Source organism: Schaalia sp. lx-100 (assembly GCF_021083625.1).
Taxonomy (GTDB): domain Bacteria; phylum Actinomycetota; class Actinomycetes; order Actinomycetales; family Actinomycetaceae; genus Pauljensenia.
Genome location: NZ_JAJNRP010000003.1, coordinates 113,135 through 135,034, shown reverse-complemented (window position 1 = coordinate 135,034; position 21,900 = coordinate 113,135). Strand labels below are relative to the sequence as shown.

Here is a 21,900-nt window from a genome sequence, read left to right as displayed (position 1 = left end):
TCTCTTGGCTTGTTTTATCCCTCATGAAAACGCCTCCATATATGCGCACATATCCCCTAAACGACTCACCCACCTGTCATAGGTTCCATCCGGTAACAGTTTTTTACCTATTGCCTCCTCATACGGCTCAATAGGGGTAACCGGTAAGAAGCCCTCCGCAACCTGTAATGGTTGATACGTGACATCTGCTGCCAGTAATTGGGATGTTGCCAGACCACAGGCCACAGGCTCTTGCTGATCCATCAGATATGCGGCTGTGCGGATACCGGTCGCCAATCCGACCGATGATTCCAAAGCAGAGGAAACAACCACCCGTACTCCTGTGCGTTCAGCTAGATCCACTGTGCGCTCATATCCACCTAAAGGCGCTACTTTCACAACAGCCACATCTGCAGCTTGCTTACGTATGACTTTCATCGGGTCATCTGCCCTGCGAATTGATTCATCTGCAGCAATGGGAACATGTTGGGCTTTACGCACATAAGCTAATTCTTCAACTGTCGCACACGGCTGCTCCGCATATTCAAGACCACCAACGCTACTGGCTGCACGGTCAAGCTCCGCTAAAGCACGAATAGCCTCATCCTTATCCCACACTCCATTAACATCCACGCGCACGCGAGCACACTCCTGTCCCACAGTACGCACAAGCGCATCAGCAACAGCTTCTACGCGCTCACAGTCATCATGTAAACGAGTACGAGGATCTGCGACTTTTACTTTCGCAGTCGCACAGCCACCGCTTTTTTCCACACGCTGCACTGCTTCTTCTGGAGAGCTGACAGGGATAGTAACATTCACAAGGACCCGATCAGCATGTACCTGCGGCGGGGCTACACAGGCTGCCTGCCATGCTGAAAATAGCCAGCGTGAAGATTCTTGCGGCCCGTATTCAACAAAAGGCGCAGCTTCCCCCCAGCCGTATTCACCGTGGAGCAACAGGCCCTCACGTATCGTCACACCGCGAAAGCGCGTCACTAAAGGAAGCGAATACACAACTATGCGATCCACGCCCCGCAAGCTACGCCGAATATGCGGCGAGCATGAGGACATATCAACCTCACGCATTGCCGCATACGATCGTGAAAAAGGTAGGCTTTGGGGTTTCATCGGTTGCGCCACAGTTTCACGCTTTAATGCGTTTGTCTGTACAAAAGAAGAATCCTCACGCGCCGAAAACTCGTAATCCACACAGGTATTGTGTCATTGCTTGCCCTTAGCTGTGGACTCAAGAGCTGCATGTCCTCCTGTATCCACCACCATGGCGCTACGCGGAGCAAGCATCACGTGCCCACGGCATTCTTGCTGATCGACTAAATCTGTCCCAATAATCCCTCGTAATTCAACAGATTTATCTGAATGATTCAACAAAAACAGGTACGGTCCGCGTCGTTGCGCTTCTACCCCATCAGGAAGGTCTGCCATCACCGGTCGCACACGCGCGTAAGCACAGACCAAAGTTGCTATGGCATAGCGTGATAGAGCATCCACATCACATGCGATATACCAGGCTGCCCCTTGCCCGCACAGATGTCGGGTAATTGCGGGCATACCTGAAAGATCTGCGCCACCGCCTCGGCCATCAAATACTGCGATAATGTCAATGTCTGTTGTTTTCTGCCACGCATCTCCTCGATACGGCATGATTTCTTCTGCCCACATACCGCAACGCATATCTGGCGCAGGAGAACCAATACGTTCCAGACAGCGACGCAAAGGCTCAGACACTACACTTAACCCTGCCCACGTACACGCGCTTGGCACACCCACAGCACGACTCAAACGGTTCACAGCATCTCCACGACTATTACTTGCTGAACTGGGAGAAATAACCTCACCCGTTAAAGCGGCGTGGTCGCTCACAGCAACACCTACAAGTTCACGCAAAGACCCGAGGTATCCGCCTGTGACTGCTTTCATGTGCTCATCAACAACACCTGAAGGTCCTTCCACAATCACGTGTGCTCCCTGCTGGGCTGCTTCACGTAAACGTTGAGCACAATCTGGATAGTCAATGAAAAGTTCCGGAACAATAATGAGGCGATACTTACGAAAATCTGCATCCACTGGGATAACGTCTGTTGCAATCCCCGCTTCCCATAAAGTGCGGTGCCACGCCCGTGTGCGTTCAAAAGGCGCATCAGAAACCGGGCCGATAGCAGATTCTTTCGCCCATTGGGAAGGCCAATCCATCACAACCGCCACCTGAGCCTCATATGATGAACCCATCACGGGGGCAAGACGCTGTATGACTTCGCCTGTGCGTACCACCTCATGCCATGTACGTGATTTTTTCCCTGAATGTGGCACCATCCCCGAATGGAAGGTTTCTGATCCGCGCACGGATTGCCGCCACTGGAACTGTAAAATCCCATCAGCACCGTGCGCCATTTTTGCTACAGACCAGAGGGTAAATTGTCCTGGTCGTTTCGGTGAATTGCGTTCACGCCATTGGACCGCGCTGGGAGCTTGCTCCATCAGGAGCCATGGTTTCCCCGCTTTTAAGCCTCGCATAATATCTGCAGTCCAGGCCGCTGTATGCGCGGCAGCAGGATCGGCTGGATCAGGGTATGAATCATCAGAAATAACATCAAGATATTTCGCCCACTGCGCATAGTCCAGACTTGAAAAATCACCCATGAAATTCGTTGTCACTGGGCGATCGGAGTATTCACGTATCGCTTCCTTTTCCATACGCATAAGTGAAAGCAGGTTTTCTTGGCAAAAACGTTTCCAATCAAGATCCTGAGCAGGATTATGGAATGTTGGCATTTCACGAGGCGGCGTGATCTGTTCGTAGGCGGTGTAGCGTTGCGACCAAAAAGCCGTTCCCCATACTTCATTGAGCTCTGTGAGGTTGCTGTAACGGTTACGTAACCAGACGCGGAATGCATCTGCGCATATGTCACAGTAACACTGTGCTGTGTGACACCCGTATTCATTACCGATATGCCATAAAGCAACTGCCGGATGGTCGCCAAAACGTTGGGCAAGACGCTGAACCAGGCCCCGGGCAGCTGCACGGTAGATAGGGGAAGATGGACAATACTGCTGTCGTGAACCAAAACCTAAACGCACACCACGCTTGTCTACAGGTAATGTTTGAGGGTATGTATGGGCCATCCATGCGGGTGGGGATGCTGTTCCGCTGGCAAGATCAACAGCTATTCCTGCTGCATGTAAACGGTCAATAATGGAAGCCAACCAGTCAAAGTCATAGTGCTTTTCTGTTGGTTCAAGGAAAGCCCACGAAAAGATGCCGAGGGAAATCATTGTGACCCCGGCTTCGCCCATCAGGTGAATATCCTGATCGATTGTTGCTTCGTCCCATTGTTCGGGGCTCCAGTCGCCACCATACGCGGGTGTTCGTAGCGTTGGAATCATCTTCACTTCCTTTGACTTTGCGTACACATGTACGTGTATTTCAGCATAATTTAATTGAGGCTGAAACCGCCTATCATTGCTCATATTGCTTGATATTGCTTGCCTTTTCCTCATCCCTTGGGGGGGCAAAGTTTTGAAGAACTGCTGGCGTGGGTTGAGCGCGTCGTTTTCCCTCGTTCCTTGGGAGCAAAGCCTTATGAATTCCACACGTGCAGCTTGTGGCACCTAAGCTAGAGATCATGAGTGCTTTAGATTGTGTTTCTGATACTTTCGATCCCACACGCTGGCGTGAGGTCAGCGGATTTACTCTGTCAGATGTCACGTATCATCGTGGCATTTCACGTGGCTATGAGCTTGATGGAAAACCTGCGGGTAAGGATTTACCTGTTGTTCGGATAGCTTTTGATCGACCGGAGATTCGTAATGCTTTCCGCCCTCATACCGTTGATGAACTATACCGGTGTTTAGATCACGCGCGGATGAGTTCTGATGTGGCTGCTGTTATTTTGACAGGTAATGGTCCGTCGCCGCGTGATGGTGGGTACGCTTTTTGTTCTGGTGGCGATCAAAGGATTCGTGGGCGTGACGGGTACCGTTATGAAATCGAAGGCTCAGATGCGAATGCTGATACTGGTACGCGGCGTGAAAATGTTGATCCTGCGCGTGCTGGACGCTTACATATCCTTGAGGTACAAAGACTTATTCGGACTATGCCGAAAGTGGTGATTGCGGCTGTTCCTGGTTGGGCTGCTGGTGGCGGCCATTCACTTCATGTGGTGTGTGATTTGTCGGTTGCTTCACGTGAGCATGCGGCTTTTATGCAAACTGATGCGAATGTTGGTTCTTTTGATGCAGGTTATGGTTCTGCGCTTCTTGCACGTCAAGTGGGGGACCGCAGAGCACGTGAAATATTTTTCCTTGCTGAACGTTATGATGCTGATACCGCAGAAAAGTGGGGTGCCATCAACCGTGCTGTTACGCATTGCGAGCTGGAAAATACGGCTTTAGAGTGGGCACGTATCATCGCAACAAAGTCACCACAAGCAATACGGATGCTGAAATTTGCTTTCAATCTCGCTGATGATGGTTTAGCCGGCCAGCAAGTGTTCGCAGGAGAAGCGACACGTATGGCGTATATGACGCATGAGGCTCAAGAAGGACGTGATGCTTTCCTTGAACATCGCACGCCGGATTGGTCGCAGTATCCGTACTATTACTGAGCTATTGCTGACAACAATAAGGGTTTTTCATGAGGGCTGCTCTGCGGTTTCCTCATAGTTCATACGCGGTAAAACAACCGTATATATCGTCCCATGTGTCATATCTGCGATAGGTTCTTCTCCCTCGCAGACGGTGCTTAAAATTACTTTCCCACCTAAGGCTTCTACGATTGAGCTCACAATGGAAAGACCTAATCCAGATGAGCCTTTTCCAGTGGCGCGTGTGCGGGATGTATCAGCACGAACAAAACGATCAAATACCGTATCGCGTAAGTGTTGAGGAATACCTGGGCCGTTATCACGCACAGTAATCACAAGGTTTTCTTCCCCTTTGTCTGCGGATTGTTCATGCGCGTCAGAATCGACAGGTGTATTCGTGAAATATGTTGTTCCTTGAGCTTCCTCCGGTTGGATTGATAAATCCACAATTGTTCCTGCCGGAGTGTGTACACGCGCGTTGCTCAACAGATTCGCAAATACCTGCCGTAAAGCGGCTTCATCACCGCGCACGTAGCAGTGTTCAGCTTGCGCACCTTGAGGAATATTTAGATTCCATTGGTGCTGTGGACTTGCTGCGTGAGCATCTGTCAGGGCGTCAATGGCAAGAAGAATGATATTGACAGGTTCCGTATTCAGTTCCCGTCCTGCATCAAGGCGTGCCAGTAATAGTAGGTCCTCCACAAGGTCAGACATACGTGCTGATTCTGCGCCAATACGAGTTAAGGCTGTTGAAGTATCAATGGAGTTTCGTTGCAAAAGCTGGGTGTATCCCTGAATTGAGGCTAAAGGGGTACGTAATTCATGTGACGCATCCGCTACGAACTGACGTAAACGTTGCTCAGATTCGGTGCGAGCTTGGAAAGCATGTTCCACATTGTCAATCATGGCGTTTAACGCTTGGCTCACGTCCCCTACTTCTGTTCCTTTAACGATCGCAGTAGGTTCCACCCGTTCAAAAGGTTCTATTGTCTGTGTCGCACTTAAATCTTTATGGCTTATTTGACGCGCTATTTGGGCAACTGCTCCGAGGGGTTTCATTTCACGGAGCACCCAGCGGCGTCCCAGCAAGGCAGCTACACCTGCAATCACACATGCGCACGCGCATGCAATCAGCAACAATGTGCGCGTCAGTCCGTACACATGATCCAGCGATTGTCCAACAACAATGCGCGTGCCATCCGAGGTTTCTATGGCAGCTACACGAAAGTATCCGTGTGGTCCTACATATACCGTGCGATACTGTCCTGTTGTTGGCACATGCGTGAGGACATCAATTTCAGGTTGTTTCAGGGTAAGTACTCGAAATCCTCGCACAAGACCGGTGTATATGCCTTGGCTTGTCGATATGAGTTGCAGTTGACCGTCATGTGATCCTGGACCTTCCAAACCTGAAGGAGGAAGCGGTAAACTCTCAGATTGCCCCGAGTGTGCTAAGTCCCCCGATTGCTCAAGTGGAGCAGATTCTTCACCGTGTTTTTCTGTTTGCTGGCTTTCCTTGTCAGAGGCGTCAAATGAGCGACCAATATTTTCCGCTGCTTTCACAGCAGGGATCACACCTTCATTTTCAATAAGATTTTTGACATGCGTTAAGTCTTCTCGCACTGACATGTCCAGTTCATGCACCATCCAAGTGCGCATGGCATAGCTGGCAGCACCTGTCATTAAAGCAAGCGACACAGCAACAATTAAGGCCATAAATATAGATAGGCGTGTTGATAAAGCCCATCGGCGTATAGCACGTCTTGTTGTTTTCATATTCATCACTTTCACACCCCTTTTTTCCAAGCGGAAAGGTTTTCATATAGACAGTTCAGAGGCATTTTCTGTAAGCAGGACTCTGAGGAACATTCATGAAAGCGAATACACATGGCTACTTGCTCTAGGCTGGTGGACGCAACATGTAACCTGCTCCGCGTAATGTGTGGATCATTGGTTCACGGTCACGATCAATTTTTTTACGTAAGTAAGACACGTACAGTTCCACAACATTTGCTTGCCCACCAAAATCATATGACCACACACGGTCAAGAATCTGAGATTTTGAAAGCACAATATTTGGATTTTCCATGAAATATCGTAAGAGCTCAAATTCTGTATTTGTTAAAAGAATGGATTGTCCTGCGCGTGTCACATCGTGTGAATCTTCGTCCAGAACAAGGTCACCCACTGTGAGTATGTGGCTTACTGTGGTGCTGGCCATGCCAGCTCGACGTAAAAGCGCATCAATGCGGGCAATTACTTCGTCCAAATCGAAAGGTTTTGTCACATAATCATCCGCACCTGCACGTAGACCCGCTATACGATCAGCAACAGCGTCACGTGCTGTAAGGAAAAGAACAGGGATATGTGGATGTTTTTTGCGAAGGCGTTCCAGCGTGGCCATTCCATCCAACCCTGGCATTTGAACGTCAAGGACAACAACATCCGGTTGGTATTCATCTGTGCTTTCTAAGGCTTCCCAACCATTAGCTGCGGTGCGCGTCATCCATCCTTGGTGCCGCAATGCTGCACTTAAAAGTTCAGCAAGCACAGTTTCATCATCAACAACAAGGATACGGATGGGGCTACCATCGGGTCGCGTAAATGAAGATTGATTGGAAGTCACATTCGTCATTTTGTCAGGTCGCACTAAAAAAGGACACCTGAAAAACTATGATTTTCCTGTGAAACTGAAGAAGTTGTGTTTCTTCGAGTTTTTAGTCGATGTGTCTGCGGCCTTCAAGTGCTCGCCCGAGTGTCACAGCATCGGCGTATTCTAGGTCGCCTCCCACTGGTAATCCCATAGCAAGTCGTGATGTTGTCACGCCAATAGTCGCTAAGGTGCGCGCAAGGTAAGAGGCTGTGGCTTCGCCTTCAATATTCGGATTCGTTGCCAAAATAATTTCAGTTACTTGCCCGTCTTGAAGCCGTGTGAGCAGTTCACGTATGCGTAATTGTTCTGGGCCGATCCCCCTCATCGGATCAATTGCGCCGCCCAGTACGTGATAACGACCTCGGAATACTCGGGCTGCTTCAATTGCCTGTATGTCTTTTGGCTCTTGGACCACGCAAATCATCGTGGGGTCACGACGTATGTCACGACAAATAGCACAGGTATTTTCTTCTGTCAGATTCGCGCATATTTCACAATGATGAACACGAGTACGAACTGCGTTAATGGCTTCCACAAGCATTGATACTTCATCAGGTTCTGCTTCTAAAAGATACAAAGCCATACGTTGAGCTGATTTTGGGCCAACTCCGGGAAGGTGTCCCAGTTGATCAACGAGGCTTTGTAAAGCACCTTCATACATGGGTGTTTCTTTCTTTCAGCTAAATACCGGAAATGATGACGAATCGATCAAACATAGGAATACTACGCGTTGATGTCAGCTTTTCTTTGGAGCGTAAGAGGTGGGTTTATGTGTTTTTCGTGTCAATTACTGTCCCGCCCAGCACATCAAAAACTGCTGCTAAACCAATTTTTCCTGTGTTTTCCGCGTCAATATCGTCAATACTCGCTGATTCATCATCTGCTGCACTTACACGAGCTGGGTGCGCAGCAGGCTGATTTTCCTGTGTCACAGTCATTTCTGATGATGCGGATTCATGATGTTTTCTTTGAGGATGCCTGTAAGAAAAAGCTCCATATCCGAAAGATTCCGCCGCTTTACCTTCGGATGCAAAAGGATCCTCATTACTGTATGTGACTTCTCCCCCGGGCACAGCCACCGTTTCACTCCAACCATTTATCACAGGTACAGATTGCATATGCGGTGGATCTGCTGGGGTAAATGGCCCTGCGTCATGGGCAGAAGGACCGATATTTCCTTCCTCTTTTTCTACTCCAGTAGTGCTTATTCCTATGGAAGCATCAATGGATTTTGTGCTTTCTGTGGGGTTTTGTTGATATGCAGGTGAGTGTGACAGATCATTTTTTTGGCTTTCTGGAGGAATATTTTTTACAGGCAAAGGCTCCCATTCAGCTTCAGCGGGTCCAGGACGGTAATCGGCGTATTGTGTTGAGTCTGCGTTTGTCGGCTCTACCAGCGCAGATTCATGAAAAGATTCCTCTCTTGTCAGCGAATTTTCTCCCTCAACAGAGTACGTATCACGATAATCTTCAGGGAAAGTGTGACTATGGTTTTCTTGTGTAGGTGAGGCATTGGCCTCGTCAGTCATTCCTCGCGTATTTTCCTCAGAAGAAGCCGGGAAAGAGGTGGGGGGGATTGCTGCTTGCGGCCACACTGATTCAGAAGCAGGGGCTGCTTCCGTTTCCCGATATACGGGTGGTTCATCAGGGAGTGAATCAGATTCACGCAGTGGCATATTGACAACTGCAGAAGCAGCCGTCACGGGTCGCCCACCCCCTACTTGTCCTATTTCAGCACGAACCTCAACATGTATACCTGTAACTGCGTGGATTGCTTGGGCGACGATATTTCCACGTCCACCGTGAGTAAAGTGCGAGACATGCCCTGCGGTGGGCAACAGAATGACCACGGTATTTCCATCTACAGCGCCCAGCTGCCCGTATTGGTGAAGTAAGGACCATACCACACGGCTGGTTGATGCTAAGCGGTCAACAATCTCACTCCATCGCCCTCGGATAACATCTGCTTCTTTATGCAAATCTGCACCCTCAGCAGGGATGATCGGCCTTTGTTCCGTTGAAGTATCAGGATGAGCAAAGGCAACAGGGAATGTATCTTCAGTTTTTTTGCTCTGTTCGTTGTTTTCCTTTTCTTTATCGGGTGAGGCAGATACAGTCCTAGTGAAGCGGTCACCATTTTCTAACGTATCCGCTTGTGCCCCCTCAGGTCTTATATCTTCAACGTGATATCCAGGAACACGCGGCACCGTGTCTTGCGGCCATGAAGATTGCTGCGTTGGCGCATCAGGCATTTCGGGGCGAGTATTTCCTGATTCCAGTCCACCACTGTGAGGAATATTCATTGTTGCTTTGGGCGATTGCGCCGAAAATTCAGCATTATGTTCACTGGTAGCACCGTGAGTAGTTGCCGTTTGGAGCGATTTACCTGAAGTAGCTTGTGCTTCTTGACGTTTACGCGCATATGCCTCACGTGCTTCACGAGCACCAAAGCGACGCGGAACCTCAGATTCATATGTTTCGCGCGAGGGGGCTTCTGATTGTTCAGGAGTGGGTGCTCCTCCGCCGCTTAAACCAACAATGCCTGGCACCGAGGATTCCTCAAGGTCTGCCAAATAAGCTGTGCGTTTACCTTGCGCCCAGCTTTCCGTAGGAACCAAAATACGACCGATCAACAGCTCTAATTGGAGGCGAGGTGATGTCGCACCCGTCATTGCTCGTAAGGCTTCATCCGTTAAATCAGCAGCACGTGAAAGCTGACGTGGTCCCCAATTACGGGCTTGCACATACATGCGTTCCAGCTGATCCTGCGGTATATCTGAAAGGACTTGCTTAGCCCCCTCGCCTGCCACAGAAATAATCAGCAAATCACGTAAACGCCGCAAAAAGTCCTCAACAAATCGACGTGGATCTTGACCTGATTCCACCATGCGCTCAATGACACGATACGCTGCTGCCCCATCACCACCGGCGAGCGCATCAATGCTATGGTCGAGAAGCGCTTGATCTGTGTACCCTAACAAAGCTACAGCTGTTCCGTATGACACGGATTCATCAATTGCTCCAGCCATCAGCTGATCTAAGACCGATAAAGTGTCGCGTACCGATCCTCCACCCGCACGTATTACCAGTGGGATCACCCCAGAATCCATGGTGATGTGTTCGTCATTGCATAGCTGTTCAACATATGGGGCAAGAACATCTGGGGGTACTAAACGGAATGGATAGTGGTGTGTGCGCGAACGAATAGTGCCCAGAACACGTTCTGGTTCTGTCGTTGCGAAAACAAATTTCACATGTTCTGGGGGTTCTTCCACCAGTTTAAGTAGAGCGTTGAAACCTTGCGGTGTCACCATATGCGCTTCGTCAACAATGAAGATTTTGTAGCGATCACGTACGGGAGCAAATGTGGCACGTTCTCGTAAATCGCGCGCATCGTCAACACCACCGTGGGATGCCGCGTCAATTTCAACGACATCTAAAGACCCTGGTCCTCCTGTCGCAAGTTCACGGCATGAGTCACATTGACCGCACGGGGTGTCCGTAGGTCCGTGAAAACAGTTCAGACATCTGGCCAAGATACGTGCAGATGTGGTTTTTCCACAACCTCGTGGGCCTGAAAAAAGGTAGGCATGGGTTACGCGGTTCGCTCGTAAAGCGGCACGTAAAGGATCGGTGACATGTGTTTGTCCGATCACTTGCGCGAAAGTGTCAGGGCGATAACGACGGTAAAGGGCTGTGCTCACATATCAACCCTAAAGCCCCGGACCCACATTTGCGTCCTTGACCATCAGATGTTTTTTATTAAAGAGGCAAATTGACCTGCAAAATCATCGACAGCCTGCCAATCGGTGTAGACCTTTTTCACACCGGGGCCATGTGGTTTACCGGTGTGGGCAAGTATTTTATCCATAACAAATGCGTCAACTCCACTATATAAATCAAAGTCAATTTCCCCACCGAAAAGGCAGAGCAGTGTCGGTTCCCACGGTGTGGAAGCAAGGAATTTACGTGAATACACATTTGTGTCTGGTTCAGATTTATCAGGGTTTTCTGACGATAAGCTGATTCCAACAAAGGCTGTTGGCATTTTATTCAAGCGATGCGCGTGGCGTCGTGTCCATTTTTTGAGGCGTGGCGAATAGAAACCATATCGTACGGAAGCTCCGACAAGAACTGCGTCTATGTCCTCAGGGAGGGATCGCATAGCATGTACCGGTCGTATAAGAACTTCATGCCCTTCACGTTCAAGGATTCGCGTCATTGCGCACACAATTCGAGTGGTATGCCCGAAACGACTGGAATGGAGAGCGAGAACTTTCACGATTCCTCCTGCGCGGTCTTTTGTTCTGTGGGGAAATTAATACGTAGATGAAAACTCGTCCTTCTCAACGGTACGCCATTGTCATCACCTATCTGATGACAAGTTGTCATATCGTGCTACGACAGCGAATAAACCTATACTTCTCAGTATTTTCTGTTCGGGAGGCACATTTTTCTTTTCTCGTCTTTACCTATTGTGGGCTTTCCTGACTCCCTGAAATTCGATACATGACTGTCATGAAAGTCCTTTTTCTACCTCCACATTCATGCCGTTTCTACGCCACGAAAGACATGATGGGAAACAACATTTTCCTGACATTCACGTCACAACAGTTCAAAATGGCGTGTCGCAGTAAATAATATGACATTCTTAGTTCAAGTTGTCACAAACCTTTCGGTTTTCTTTCTTACTTCTCCTCCGCTCATAAGGACCCCCAATGACCACCTCAACCCCCACAGGCCACGCCCTCACTCCACGCGCACTCATCAACATCGGCATTTTCGGCGCAATCTATTTCTTCATACTTTTCCTCAGCTCACTCGTCAGTTTCGTCAGCCCAGCACTACACCTAGTCGGCATCCTTATTGGCACACTTATCAATGCCACCGTCGTTATCCTTTTCATGGTGAAAACACCCCGCGTATTCGCTATGACGCTTTTTGGCACACTTATCGGCGGCACAATGGCCCTTCTCGGACAATTCTGGGGAACCGTTATCGTAGCTGCCCTATGCGGATTTATCGCCGATCTCATCCTTTACTCTGGTCACTACACTTCACGGTGGCGCGCATGCCTTGCCTTCGGTATCTTCCAATTCTGGCTAATCGCACCGCTCATCCCCGTCATCATTGGATCTGACGCTTTCTTCCAACGCATTACACGACGCCAAGGAGCAGAATACGCAGACTTTATGCGTAGCCTCTTTACTCCGTGGTTCCTCATTGGATTCCACATTGCGCTCTGTATTGTCGCTGTCGGAGCCGCATGGGTTGGCACCCGCATATTGGATAAGCATTTTTCACGCGCCGGCATCCTGTGATCCTCACGTGTCATTCTTTAATAACATTCACTTCTTCCACGGAAAAACAGCACATAACGCCACATCATTTCGTGTAGATCCCCGAACGAAAATTCTTGCACTCCTGCTCACAAATACTCTTGTCATGGGCCGAGGCCCCTTTTTGCTGGCACTCGTATGCGCTGTACTCCTTTTTCCTCTCCTTGCATCAGCCGTACCACTACGTAAGGTATGCATCTGGTTCACATGGACCTTCCTATGGGCCGGTGTCTATATGTGCGCGCCACTCCTATGGGTTGGTTGGATCCCCACCCTCACAGCAGGATTAGGCTTTTGGTTTACACGTTTCAGCGTATGCGCAGGAGCCGCGTGGTACCTTATTTCTTCCACACAAGTTGCCCACCTCATTGCAGCACTGTCAGCACTGAAAATCCCCCAGTTTTTCATTATTCCCCTCGCTGTCATGCTCCGATTCCTGCCCTCACTTTCTGTGGAACTACATAATATTCACGACGCAATGCGCCTACGCGGAATAGATGTCAGCCCTCACAAAATAATGCGTCACCCCATACGCACAGCTGAATACATCCTCGTTCCTCTGCTGACTTCCACCACACGTATGGCCGATGAACTCAGCGCCTCCGCTCTGCTACGCGGATTAGGACGAAAAGGGCCACATACTAGCCGAATTACTCTACGATGCTCGCTTGGAGACATCTACATCCTCTGCGGCCTCTGCGTCCTCGTGATTTTTTACTTCTACGGATGGGAATTGAACGTATGACATATGAAGCTACCCCCACAAATCCACGCGGAAGTATTCATATCCACGAGGCCTCATTCCTTTACCCCACCCACACAGGCTCAGCTTCCCCTTGGGCAACAAAAGAAAACACGCAACCCCTCACACAAACATATGAACATGGCCTGCACGATATTACTTTCTCTTGCCCGCCAGGAAGTACCACGCTGCTCTGCGGCCCAAGCGGAGGCGGAAAATCCACCATACTGCGACTTATCAACGGCATGATTCCACTTTTTCACAGCGGAACACTCAGCGGAAAAATCCGCGTCAATGGCACTGAACTTCCCTACGATTCTTTGAATCAGGCAGGTGAACTCACCTCCACAGTCTTTCAAAACCCACGAACACAGTTTTTTACTACCCACGTGCGTGACGAACTTGCTTTTCGCGCAGAAAACTACGCAGAAAAGCCTGAAAATATTGACCATGCGATCTGCGCTGGTGCAGAAAAAATGGGAATAAGTGCGCTATTAGATCGCCCACTCACACATTTATCCGGAGGCGAACTACAAAAAGTCGCTTGCACGCAAGCCTATATCGCACATACACCCATCATTATCTTCGACGAACCAAGTTCCAATCTCTCACCTGAAGCAATTGAGGACCTGCGCTTGCTCCTACAAAAATTACGTAACGACAAACGCACTCTCCTTATCGCTGAGCACCGCGTATATTTCCTCCGCGAACTGGTCGACCAGGTATTACGTATCGACGGTGGGAAAATCACACACAGGTGGAGCGGAAATGAATTTTTTGCCCTCCCAGATCAGATACGCCACTCTTTAGGACTGCGCACCCTGAAACCGCCCTCCAAGTGGGATGACTTTACCCTATCTACTCAAAATCACAGCTCTCATACTGCAACACGCGCTGATTTGGCTGCCCCTGTCCTGCTACAGAAAAACAGCCCTACAGCTACGAACAGCCCTACAAGTCATGCTTTTGACCTCTCCCCCACATCCCCTGTTTCTCCGGAAGCACTCATACTCACAGACCTCGAACACGCCTACCAGCATCAGCAAGTTCTTCGCATCCCCTCCCTTCATATTCCAGCCGGCCGTGTATGCGCTCTCATCGGACCAAATGGTGCAGGTAAAAGTACACTCGCGCGTATTCTATGCGGCTTGCGCGAACCTTCAGGAAAAAGAAGCACAATCCAATGGAATGGGCGCTTCCTCAACGCACGTGAACGACAAAAACATAGCGCCGTTGTCATGCAAGACGTTCATCATCAGCTTTTCACACAATCCGTCACCGAAGAAATACATTTAGGTAAGGACCCTTCCGTCAGCGCAAGCGATATTGAGGACCTTATTTCGCATTATCAGCTCACAGATGTCGAAACACGACACCCTCAATCGCTTTCAGGCGGACAAATGCAACGTGTCGCAATGGCGGCAGCACTTGCACGCCGCGCACATATCCACATATGGGATGAACCAACATCCGGTATTGATGCTCGTCATTTACAGCGCGTCGCACAGCAACTCACAGAACTGGCTCAAGCTGGCCATGCGGTCATTGTTATCACGCATGATTCTGAACTCATTGATGCATGTGCAGACCATGTTTTGCTTTTACGTTCCCTGAAGGATATATCCCCTAAAGAATCACAAACTGTGTGGCTGAGCTAGGGGAAGCAAAGGTTAAGAAAAGAAAAGATCCTCCGCGCACCCGTCAGCGCACCCTTATCCTTGCTGCCTTCCAGCCCTGGGGAGGTTCGGATGATAACGTCACACGGAGGACCACTAGGAAGTGTACACGCCTAGGCACGTTGCGTCGAATGGGCGTATCTATGAGCGGCCAAGCTAAATAGCCCACAATCTGGGCAGCGCCTTCTATTGCCTGATGAACGTCCTGCACACACTGGCAAATATAAGACAATCAGTGCCGCGCTTGACGAACATAGCGACGCATCGCGCGCTCTGCTTCACGTTTATCTTGCGCTTCGCGTAATGCATGGCGTTTATCAAATTCTTGTTTGCCTTTAGCCAAAGCAATTTCCACTTTAACGCGTCCCATGATGAAGTACAGTTCCAAAGGAACAATTGTGTAGCCTTTTGCCTGAACTTTCTGCACTAATTCAACGATTTGTGTACGGTGAAGCAACAATTTACGTTTACGTGTAGGCGCATGGTTATTCCACGACCCTTGCGCATACATTGGGATATTTGCACCGTACAACCACGCTTCCCCTCGCGCGATTTCAACCCATGAATCCACCAAGGATGCGCGGCCCATACGTAAAGCTTTTACTTCAGTTCCTGAAAGGACCAGCCCCGCTTCCCACGTGTCCTCAATCAGGTACTCGTGATGCGCTTTTTTATGACGCGCAATTGTCTTTTTCGCATCAGAAGCAGCTTTACGGCGCTCAGCCTCTGTCATTTTTGGTTTTTTCCATTCTTTCGGCACAGTTCATCACCTCCTCTTTTTTTCATCGTGTAGCACCACGCAGTATCTATACGCTCGCATCATATATCCGACGGAAGATAAAAGCTTAGGCGCTGCTCCCCTGATTGCACTCAGATCTTTGTGTATTTAGCCAAAGACACCATTGAGGCAAAAAGAGCTAAAAGCACGGCGGCACCAATAAGAACCGGAGCCATAATCCACACTTCACGCACGCCAATAAAACTTGTCCACTCAAATACTTGAGCCAGCCAACCTTTCACAAGTAAATGCACACCTGCGAACAAGGCTCCCACTGCGAGTAAGGCACCGCAGATAGCAGCAAGCGCCCCTTCGATCATAAATGGAGCTTGAATAAATAAGCTAGAGGCACCTACCAGACGCATAATCGACGTTTCACGCTCACGACTCATCGCGGACAAACGAATCGTTGTCGTAATCAACAGAACCGCAGCAACAATCATCACTGCTGCAAGACCTAAGGACATCAGTTTCGCATTGTCGATCACTTTGAACAGGGGCTCAACAATTTCACGTTGATCTTTCACAACGGCCACGCCTGGTTTACCTGAAAATTCCTGTTGAAGGACAGAATACTTTTCCGGATCGACAAGTTTGATACGGAAAGATACCGGCATCATATCTACCGTTGTCCACTGACCAATTGAAGTATCCCCAAAAAGCTGCGTGAAATTCTCAAAAGCTTGTTCTTTTGTTTCTTCGTAGACTTCCTTCACCAAAGGAGCGATATCAGCAGAGGCTAAACGATTACGTACAGCACTAATTTGCTGCTCTGTGGCTTCTGTAGATTGACATGCAGGTATTTCATCATTGGAAGCACACATATAAATGGACACTTCAATTTTGTCGTACCACTGCGATTTCATTCGGCTCACTTGCATTTGCGCAAGCCCCGCCACGCCAACGAACAACAAAGAAACAAAAGTCACCAAAACAACTGCGACACTCATGGCGCGGTTACGTGAAAGTCCTTTACCGACCTCAGCCAGAATAAAACGAAGTTTCATCAGTTTACTTTCCTTCGCCGTACACACCACGTGACTGGTCACGAACCACGTGACCGCTATCAAGTTCCAGAACACGTTTACGCATTTGGTTCACGATCGCCGCATCGTGTGTTGCCATAACAACAGTGGTACCTGCTCGGTTAATACGATCCAAAAGGCGCATAATCCCTAAAGAAGTGTCTGGATCAAGGTTACCTGTTGGCTCGTCTGCTAGTAAAAGCTCTGGGCGATTCACCATTGCTCGCGCAATTGCGACACGTTGTTCTTCACCGCCAGAAAGTTCATGCGGCAGACGGTGTTCTTTTCCTTTAAGCCCAACCAAGTCAAGGACATCTGGCACCGCTGCTTCAATTGCACGCCGTGATTTACCGATTACTTGCATAGCTAATGCGACATTTTCGTACACAGATTTCGAAGGTAACAAGCGGAAATCTTGGAATACTGTCCCTACTTGTCGGCGAAGTTTAGGCACGGACCAGCGTGATAATGCTCCTACGTCCTGCCCGAGAACCCATACATGACCAGATGTTGCTTGAATTTCACGCATCACAAGCTGCAGGAAAGTTGATTTACCGGAACCTGATTTTCCAACGAGGAAAACAAAATCTCCACGCTCTACTTCTAAAGAAACGTGGTCAAGTGCTGGGCGCGCGCCTTTGGCGTACGCCATAGAAACATCGTCAAAACGAATCATGTCGCCATCCGTGTCGGGGTCATGGTCCCATCTAGCCTAAAGGCCACATCAATTCCTTGCATCAGGAGACACGCTTTATTCCCAACAATATCGCGCACTATTAAGTCACATAGTGTTCCATGCGGCAAGCGCAATGGGTGCTCAGTTTTTCCGCCTCGCTGTAATTGAAAGGGCGAAAGCCTCTGCCACTCAATTGCAGATAGCCCCGCCCTCATCAGAAGAAACCTTATTTAGGCTTCCTCATCGTTTTGGTTTTTACGCCAGCGAATACCAGCATTGATAAAACCATCAATATCCCCATCGAAAACATTTTGCGGATTCCCCGACTCATGTTCCGTTCGTAGGTCTTTCACCATCTGGTAGGGCTGCAATACGTAGGAACGCATTTGGTCGCCCCATGATGCTTTCACATCGCCAGCAAGCTCTTTTTTCATTGCTTGCTCTTCTTCATGGCGGCGCATCAGCAATCGTGATTGCAATACGCGGAGCGCGGCTGCACGGTTTTGGATCTGAGATTTTTCATCCTGCATCGAAACAACGATTCCCGTAGGAATGTGAGTCATACGCACCGCTGAGTCAGTTGTATTCACTGACTGTCCGCCGGGACCTGATGAGCGGAAAACGTCCACTTTCAGCTCGTTTTCAGGGATCTCAATGTGATCGGTTGATTCAATTAAGGGGATAACTTCCACCGCTGCAAATGATGTTTGGCGGCGTCCTTGATTGTCGAAGGGACTGATACGGACGAGGCGGTGCGTGCCAGCCTCAACGGATAAAGTTCCGTAAGCATATGGGGCTTGTACTTCAAAAGTTGCTGATTTCAGACCGGCTTCTTCTGCGTAGGAAGTATCCATCACTTTTGTGGGGTATCCGTGTCGTTCAGCCCATCGTAAGTACATGCGCAGCAATATTTCAGCAAAGTCTGCCGCGTCAACACCGCCTGCTCCTGAACGAATAGTGACAACAGCATTGCGTTCGTCATATTCACCGTCAAGAAGGGTACGAATTTCCAGATCAGAAAGGTCCTCACGTAGTTTTAGGAGGTCGTTTTCGGCTTCGGTGAGGATTTCGTGGGCTTCATCGGTATCTTCTGAAGCGATTTCTGAGGCCATATCAACCATGGCTTCCAGATCATCAATACGTGAGGTCATCGCCACAACACGATCAAGTTCACTTTGAGTGTGGCTGAGCGCTGATGTTACTTCTTGTGCTTGCGCAGGGTCGTCCCACAGGTCAGGTGCCGCTGCTTTATCAGAAAGTTCAGCGATACGCGCACGCATTTTATCCGGCTGAACAACAGCGAGAATATTGCCCATCGTTGTACGTAGGGACTGGATTTCTTCAGGAAACTCAATTGCCACGTCGCCAGCCTAGTCGATATATGCCGCCTAGATGAGCATTAATGAGGTTCTGAGCTATTTTGTTGGAATTATGACACCTTTTCTCAAGGTTATGACGGTAAAAGTCGCTTCATACTGCTGTTTGTGTTACTCGGTTTTCCTATGCGTTTATTTTCCAATATCAAAGAGGACAGGACCCATATGGCCCTGCCCTCTTTGTTGCGCTATTGACTATCAGATAAGTCCGTGTGCCACCATCGCATCAGCGACTTTGATATATCCAGCGAGGTTTGCTCCTGCGACATAATCGCCGGCAACACCGTATTCTTCAGCCGTTTCCAAACAGTTACGGTGAATATTCACCATAATCGAATGTAAACGATCTTCAGCAACATCGAAAGTCCATGATGTGCGACCGGAATTCTGTTGCATTTCCAAAGCGGAAGTCGCAACACCACCAGCATTTGATGCCTTACCTGGGGCATAGAGCACACCCGCTGATTGCAAGAAATCGATGGCTTCTGGGGTGGTTGGCATATTCGCGCCCTCAGCAACCAAAACAACTCCGTTCTTGACGAGGCTACGAGCAGCTTCCAGAGGGAGTTCATTTTGGGTGGCGCAAGGTAAAGCGACGTCACAGGGAACATCCCAGATTGAACCGCCTGAGATAAAACGAGCTGAGGAGCGTTCAGCAGCATAGTCTGAGATACGGCCTCGTCGAATTTCTTTGACCTCTTTGAGCAGGGCAAGATCAATACCTGCTTCATCAACGACGTATCCTGAGGAATCTGAACATGCGATCACTGTGGCACCTAGTTGCTGCAATTTTTCGATCGCGTAAATAGCAACGTTACCTGAACCGGAAACAACTACTTTTTTACCTTCAAATACTTGTCCCTTGGTTGCAAGCATTTCTTGCGCAAAGAACACAAGTCCGTATCCGGTAGCTTCGGTACGCACCTGGGAGCCACCCCATGTCAGGCCTTTACCTGTTAAAACGCCAGCATCGAAGCGGTTACGGATTCGTTTGTATTGTCCAAAAAGGTAACCGATTTCGCGGCCGCCTACGCCGATGTCGCCTGCAGGAACGTCTGTGTCAGGACCGATATGTCGTTGAAGTTCTGTCATGAATGATTGGCAAAAACGCATGATTTCCGCATCTGATTTGCCTTTCGGATCAAAATCAGAGCCACCTTTGCCGCCACCGATAGGTAATCCTGTTAAAGAGTTCTTGAAAATCTGTTCAAAACCCAAGAATTTAATGATGGAAAGGTTCACAGAAGGATGGAAACGCAAACCGCCTTTATATGGGCCGAGCGCGGAATTAAATTCCACGCGGAAACCGCGGTTTACGTGTATTTTTCCTGAGTCATCAGCCCATGGGACTCGGAACATGATTTGACGTTCTGGTTCAACGATCCGGTCAAGGATGGCAAGTTCTTGATATTCAGGTTTGCGATCAACGAGCGGCGCAAGGGAAAGGAAAACTTCAAATACAGCTTGCTGAAATTCTGCTTGGTCGGGGTTACGGTCAATGACCGCTTGATATTGGGAGCGCAATGACGGGTGGATACGATCAGTCTGAAGATGAGTCATATCAAAATTCTTACAAAAAATATTTTGCCTTCATATTACCTTCCAGTATTCGGACTTTATCTGTCGATGAGTGACGAAATCAATACGCATTTTCTTTCATTGCCTTGTACTGTCTTTTTGTCGCTTAATCTGCAACTACGCGGCCGTGATGCTCATTTATTTATGTGTTGAGCGGTACGGTGGATGTGTGAGTCGCACAAAGAGCCCTTTTGAATTAGCCGCACTTGCCACAGTAGCTGTCCCTGGTCTGAAAGTTGTCGCTATTCGCCCTCCTTCTTATAGTGATGACGTTGTCTCTGTGACTGGCATTGTTGATACGCGCGGTGATAAGTGGCTTGTTACATGCCCTCATGACACTATTGGCGGCTTGGATTTACATTCACAGTCCACAGTTCTTCATCGCCTGGGACAGGCTTATGATTACCGTAAAATTTCTTTTGATGTGCCGCGTCCTGCGGGTTCTACGGTGACCCCTGAAGGGGACCGAGTCCTTGTTCATAAAGATCTTGGTGGGCGTTTCCTTGAAGAATCTGATTTTGATGATGAGCATTTACTGCCCGCTTCGTTGGGACGCGCGTTAGCTTCCCTTCACAATTTATCTGCTTTAGCGTATACGGGTGCTGGTTTGCCCGTATATGACGCGCAGGAATGTCGTCGTCGTCATGTGGCGATTCTTGATGAGGCTGCTCAATCTACTTTATTGCCGTCAAATTTGTGGAGCCGATGGGAAGCCGCTTTAGAGGATGTGTCTTTGTGGCGTTTTTCCACTGTGCCGTTGCATGCGGATTTGCAGTTACGGTCTATTAGCGTGGACCGTGGTTCTGTTATTGCTTTATCTGGTTTTCATGGGGCGCATGTGGGCGATCCTGCTACAGATATTGCCTGGGTGCTCGCTCAAGCAAGTGATGGTTTCTTGGATCGTTTCCGTGAAGCGTATGCTATGGAGCGGTCAACACCTGATTTGCATTTATTTACTCGCGCCCAGCTGGTATCTGAATTGGCGTTGGTTCGCTGGTTTGTTCACGGTGTTCATGCTGAAGATCGTGATATTCAGCGTGATGCAGAAAAGATGATACGTGAGTTAGCTGATGATCTTGGTGATGAGCAGCTAGTGAATCGTCGTCCTTCCCCTACTGCGTTAGTTCCTTCCAGTGCAACGGATGAGTCTGCACAGGCACAGGAACCGCAGGCACATCAGGTTATTCATTCGAGCGCTCATCTTTTGCAAGATGTTGATACTTATTTACCTGATGATTCTGCAGATACGGCTCCTTTCGTTGATCCTCGTTTACTTTCTGACACAGATAAGATTTCTCCTATTTCCGCAGATAACGAAGCGCTCTTTGTAACTTCGGGTAAGTCATATAGCAGTGCATCGGATAGTGATGATGTAGTTGATAGTGACGATCTGCCTACTGTCAGGCTTGAGTTCCTTTCCGATAACAGGTCATAGTGGTCGTACAGATAAACGGATAGGTTATGCGCCTGCGTC

At 49.0% G+C, this 21,900-nt stretch carries 17 protein-coding genes and 1 other RNA gene; 5 read left to right on the top strand and 13 right to left on the bottom strand.

Annotated features, from left to right (window positions below; genetic code table 11):
- Nucleotides 1-21: 21 nt before the first annotated feature.
- Nucleotides 22-1,191 carry an o-succinylbenzoate synthase gene (locus LRP54_RS03375; protein WP_231234958.1) on the bottom strand — a complete coding sequence of 390 codons (1,170 nt, stop codon included), beginning with the start codon at nucleotides 1,189-1,191 and terminating at the stop codon, nucleotides 22-24.
- A 12-nt stretch (nucleotides 1,192-1,203) separates the two neighbouring features.
- Nucleotides 1,204-3,384: a beta-galactosidase gene (locus tag LRP54_RS03370; RefSeq protein WP_231234957.1), complete on the bottom strand. Its 2,181-nt coding sequence runs from the start codon at nucleotides 3,382-3,384 to the stop codon at nucleotides 1,204-1,206.
- A gap of 239 nt (nucleotides 3,385-3,623) precedes the next feature.
- Between LRP54_RS03370 and LRP54_RS03365 the strand changes: the two genes are divergently transcribed.
- Complete coding sequence (locus LRP54_RS03365; protein ID WP_231204363.1) at nucleotides 3,624-4,604, top strand: 1,4-dihydroxy-2-naphthoyl-CoA synthase; 981 nt, start codon at nucleotides 3,624-3,626, stop codon at nucleotides 4,602-4,604.
- A gap of 27 nt (nucleotides 4,605-4,631) precedes the next feature.
- Here the strand turns inward: LRP54_RS03365 and LRP54_RS03360 are convergent, their stop codons facing one another.
- From LRP54_RS03360 to LRP54_RS03340, 5 genes are all read right to left on the bottom strand, one after another.
- On the bottom strand, nucleotides 4,632-6,359 hold the full coding sequence (locus LRP54_RS03360; protein WP_231234956.1) for a sensor histidine kinase: 1,728 nt from the start codon (nucleotides 6,357-6,359) through the stop codon (nucleotides 4,632-4,634).
- A gap of 124 nt (nucleotides 6,360-6,483) precedes the next feature.
- Entirely contained in the window at nucleotides 6,484-7,218 is a 735-nt protein-coding gene (locus tag LRP54_RS03355; RefSeq protein WP_231234955.1) for a response regulator transcription factor, read from the bottom strand.
- Nucleotides 7,219-7,300: 82 nt separating this feature from the next.
- Nucleotides 7,301-7,897: a recombination mediator RecR gene (gene recR / locus LRP54_RS03350; protein ID WP_231234954.1), complete on the bottom strand. Its 597-nt coding sequence runs from the start codon at nucleotides 7,895-7,897 to the stop codon at nucleotides 7,301-7,303.
- 106 nt (nucleotides 7,898-8,003) lie between these two features.
- Nucleotides 8,004-10,940, bottom strand: coding sequence for a DNA polymerase III subunit gamma and tau (locus LRP54_RS03345; protein ID WP_231234953.1), 2,937 nt, complete (start codon nucleotides 10,938-10,940; stop codon nucleotides 8,004-8,006).
- A gap of 44 nt (nucleotides 10,941-10,984) precedes the next feature.
- Nucleotides 10,985-11,518 carry a flavodoxin domain-containing protein gene (locus LRP54_RS03340; protein WP_231234952.1) on the bottom strand — a complete coding sequence of 178 codons (534 nt, stop codon included), beginning with the start codon at nucleotides 11,516-11,518 and terminating at the stop codon, nucleotides 10,985-10,987.
- 436 nt (nucleotides 11,519-11,954) lie between these two features.
- Between LRP54_RS03340 and LRP54_RS03335 the strand changes: the two genes are divergently transcribed.
- Genes LRP54_RS03335 through LRP54_RS03325 form a run of 3 tightly spaced genes read left to right on the top strand, consistent with a single transcriptional unit; the run spans nucleotide 11,955 to nucleotide 14,975 of the window.
- Entirely contained in the window at nucleotides 11,955-12,557 is a 603-nt protein-coding gene (locus tag LRP54_RS03335; protein ID WP_231234951.1) for an MptD family putative ECF transporter S component, read from the top strand.
- 7 nt (nucleotides 12,558-12,564) lie between these two features.
- Nucleotides 12,565-13,320, top strand: coding sequence for an energy-coupling factor transporter transmembrane component T (locus LRP54_RS03330; RefSeq protein ID WP_231234950.1), 756 nt, complete (start codon nucleotides 12,565-12,567; stop codon nucleotides 13,318-13,320).
- Complete coding sequence (locus tag LRP54_RS03325; RefSeq protein ID WP_231234949.1) at nucleotides 13,302-14,975, top strand: ATP-binding cassette domain-containing protein; 1,674 nt, start codon at nucleotides 13,302-13,304, stop codon at nucleotides 14,973-14,975. The genes LRP54_RS03330 and LRP54_RS03325 overlap by 19 nt, the downstream gene beginning before the upstream one ends.
- Nucleotides 14,976-14,995: 20 nt before the next feature.
- Here the strand turns inward: LRP54_RS03325 and ffs are convergent.
- From ffs to gdhA, 6 genes are all read right to left on the bottom strand, one after another.
- Nucleotides 14,996-15,091: signal recognition particle sRNA small type (ffs, locus tag LRP54_RS03320), an RNA gene on the bottom strand.
- Nucleotides 15,092-15,225: 134 nt separating this feature from the next.
- Nucleotides 15,226-15,753 (bottom strand): SsrA-binding protein SmpB, encoded by a 528-nt coding sequence (gene smpB, locus LRP54_RS03315; RefSeq protein WP_231234948.1) that lies wholly within the window; start codon nucleotides 15,751-15,753, stop codon nucleotides 15,226-15,228.
- A 110-nt stretch (nucleotides 15,754-15,863) separates the two neighbouring features.
- Nucleotides 15,864-16,778, bottom strand: a complete 915-nt coding sequence (gene ftsX / locus LRP54_RS03310) for a permease-like cell division protein FtsX (RefSeq protein ID WP_231204341.1) — start codon at nucleotides 16,776-16,778, stop codon at nucleotides 15,864-15,866.
- Between the two features lie 4 nt (nucleotides 16,779-16,782).
- Nucleotides 16,783-17,472: a cell division ATP-binding protein FtsE gene (gene ftsE, locus LRP54_RS03305; RefSeq protein WP_231234947.1), complete on the bottom strand. Its 690-nt coding sequence runs from the start codon at nucleotides 17,470-17,472 to the stop codon at nucleotides 16,783-16,785.
- 230 nt (nucleotides 17,473-17,702) lie between these two features.
- On the bottom strand, nucleotides 17,703-18,833 hold the full coding sequence (prfB, locus tag LRP54_RS03300) for a peptide chain release factor 2 (protein WP_231204337.1): 1,131 nt from the start codon (nucleotides 18,831-18,833) through the stop codon (nucleotides 17,703-17,705).
- A gap of 213 nt (nucleotides 18,834-19,046) precedes the next feature.
- Nucleotides 19,047-20,408, bottom strand: coding sequence for an NADP-specific glutamate dehydrogenase (gene gdhA / locus LRP54_RS03295; RefSeq protein WP_231234946.1), 1,362 nt, complete (start codon nucleotides 20,406-20,408; stop codon nucleotides 19,047-19,049).
- A 187-nt stretch (nucleotides 20,409-20,595) separates the two neighbouring features.
- Between gdhA and LRP54_RS03290 the strand changes: the two genes are divergently transcribed.
- The gene (locus tag LRP54_RS03290; RefSeq protein WP_231234945.1) at nucleotides 20,596-21,861 is read left to right on the top strand and encodes a phosphotransferase; all 1,266 of its coding nucleotides are present in this window, start codon (nucleotides 20,596-20,598) and stop codon (nucleotides 21,859-21,861) included.
- The last annotated feature ends 39 nt before the right edge of the window (nucleotides 21,862-21,900 follow it).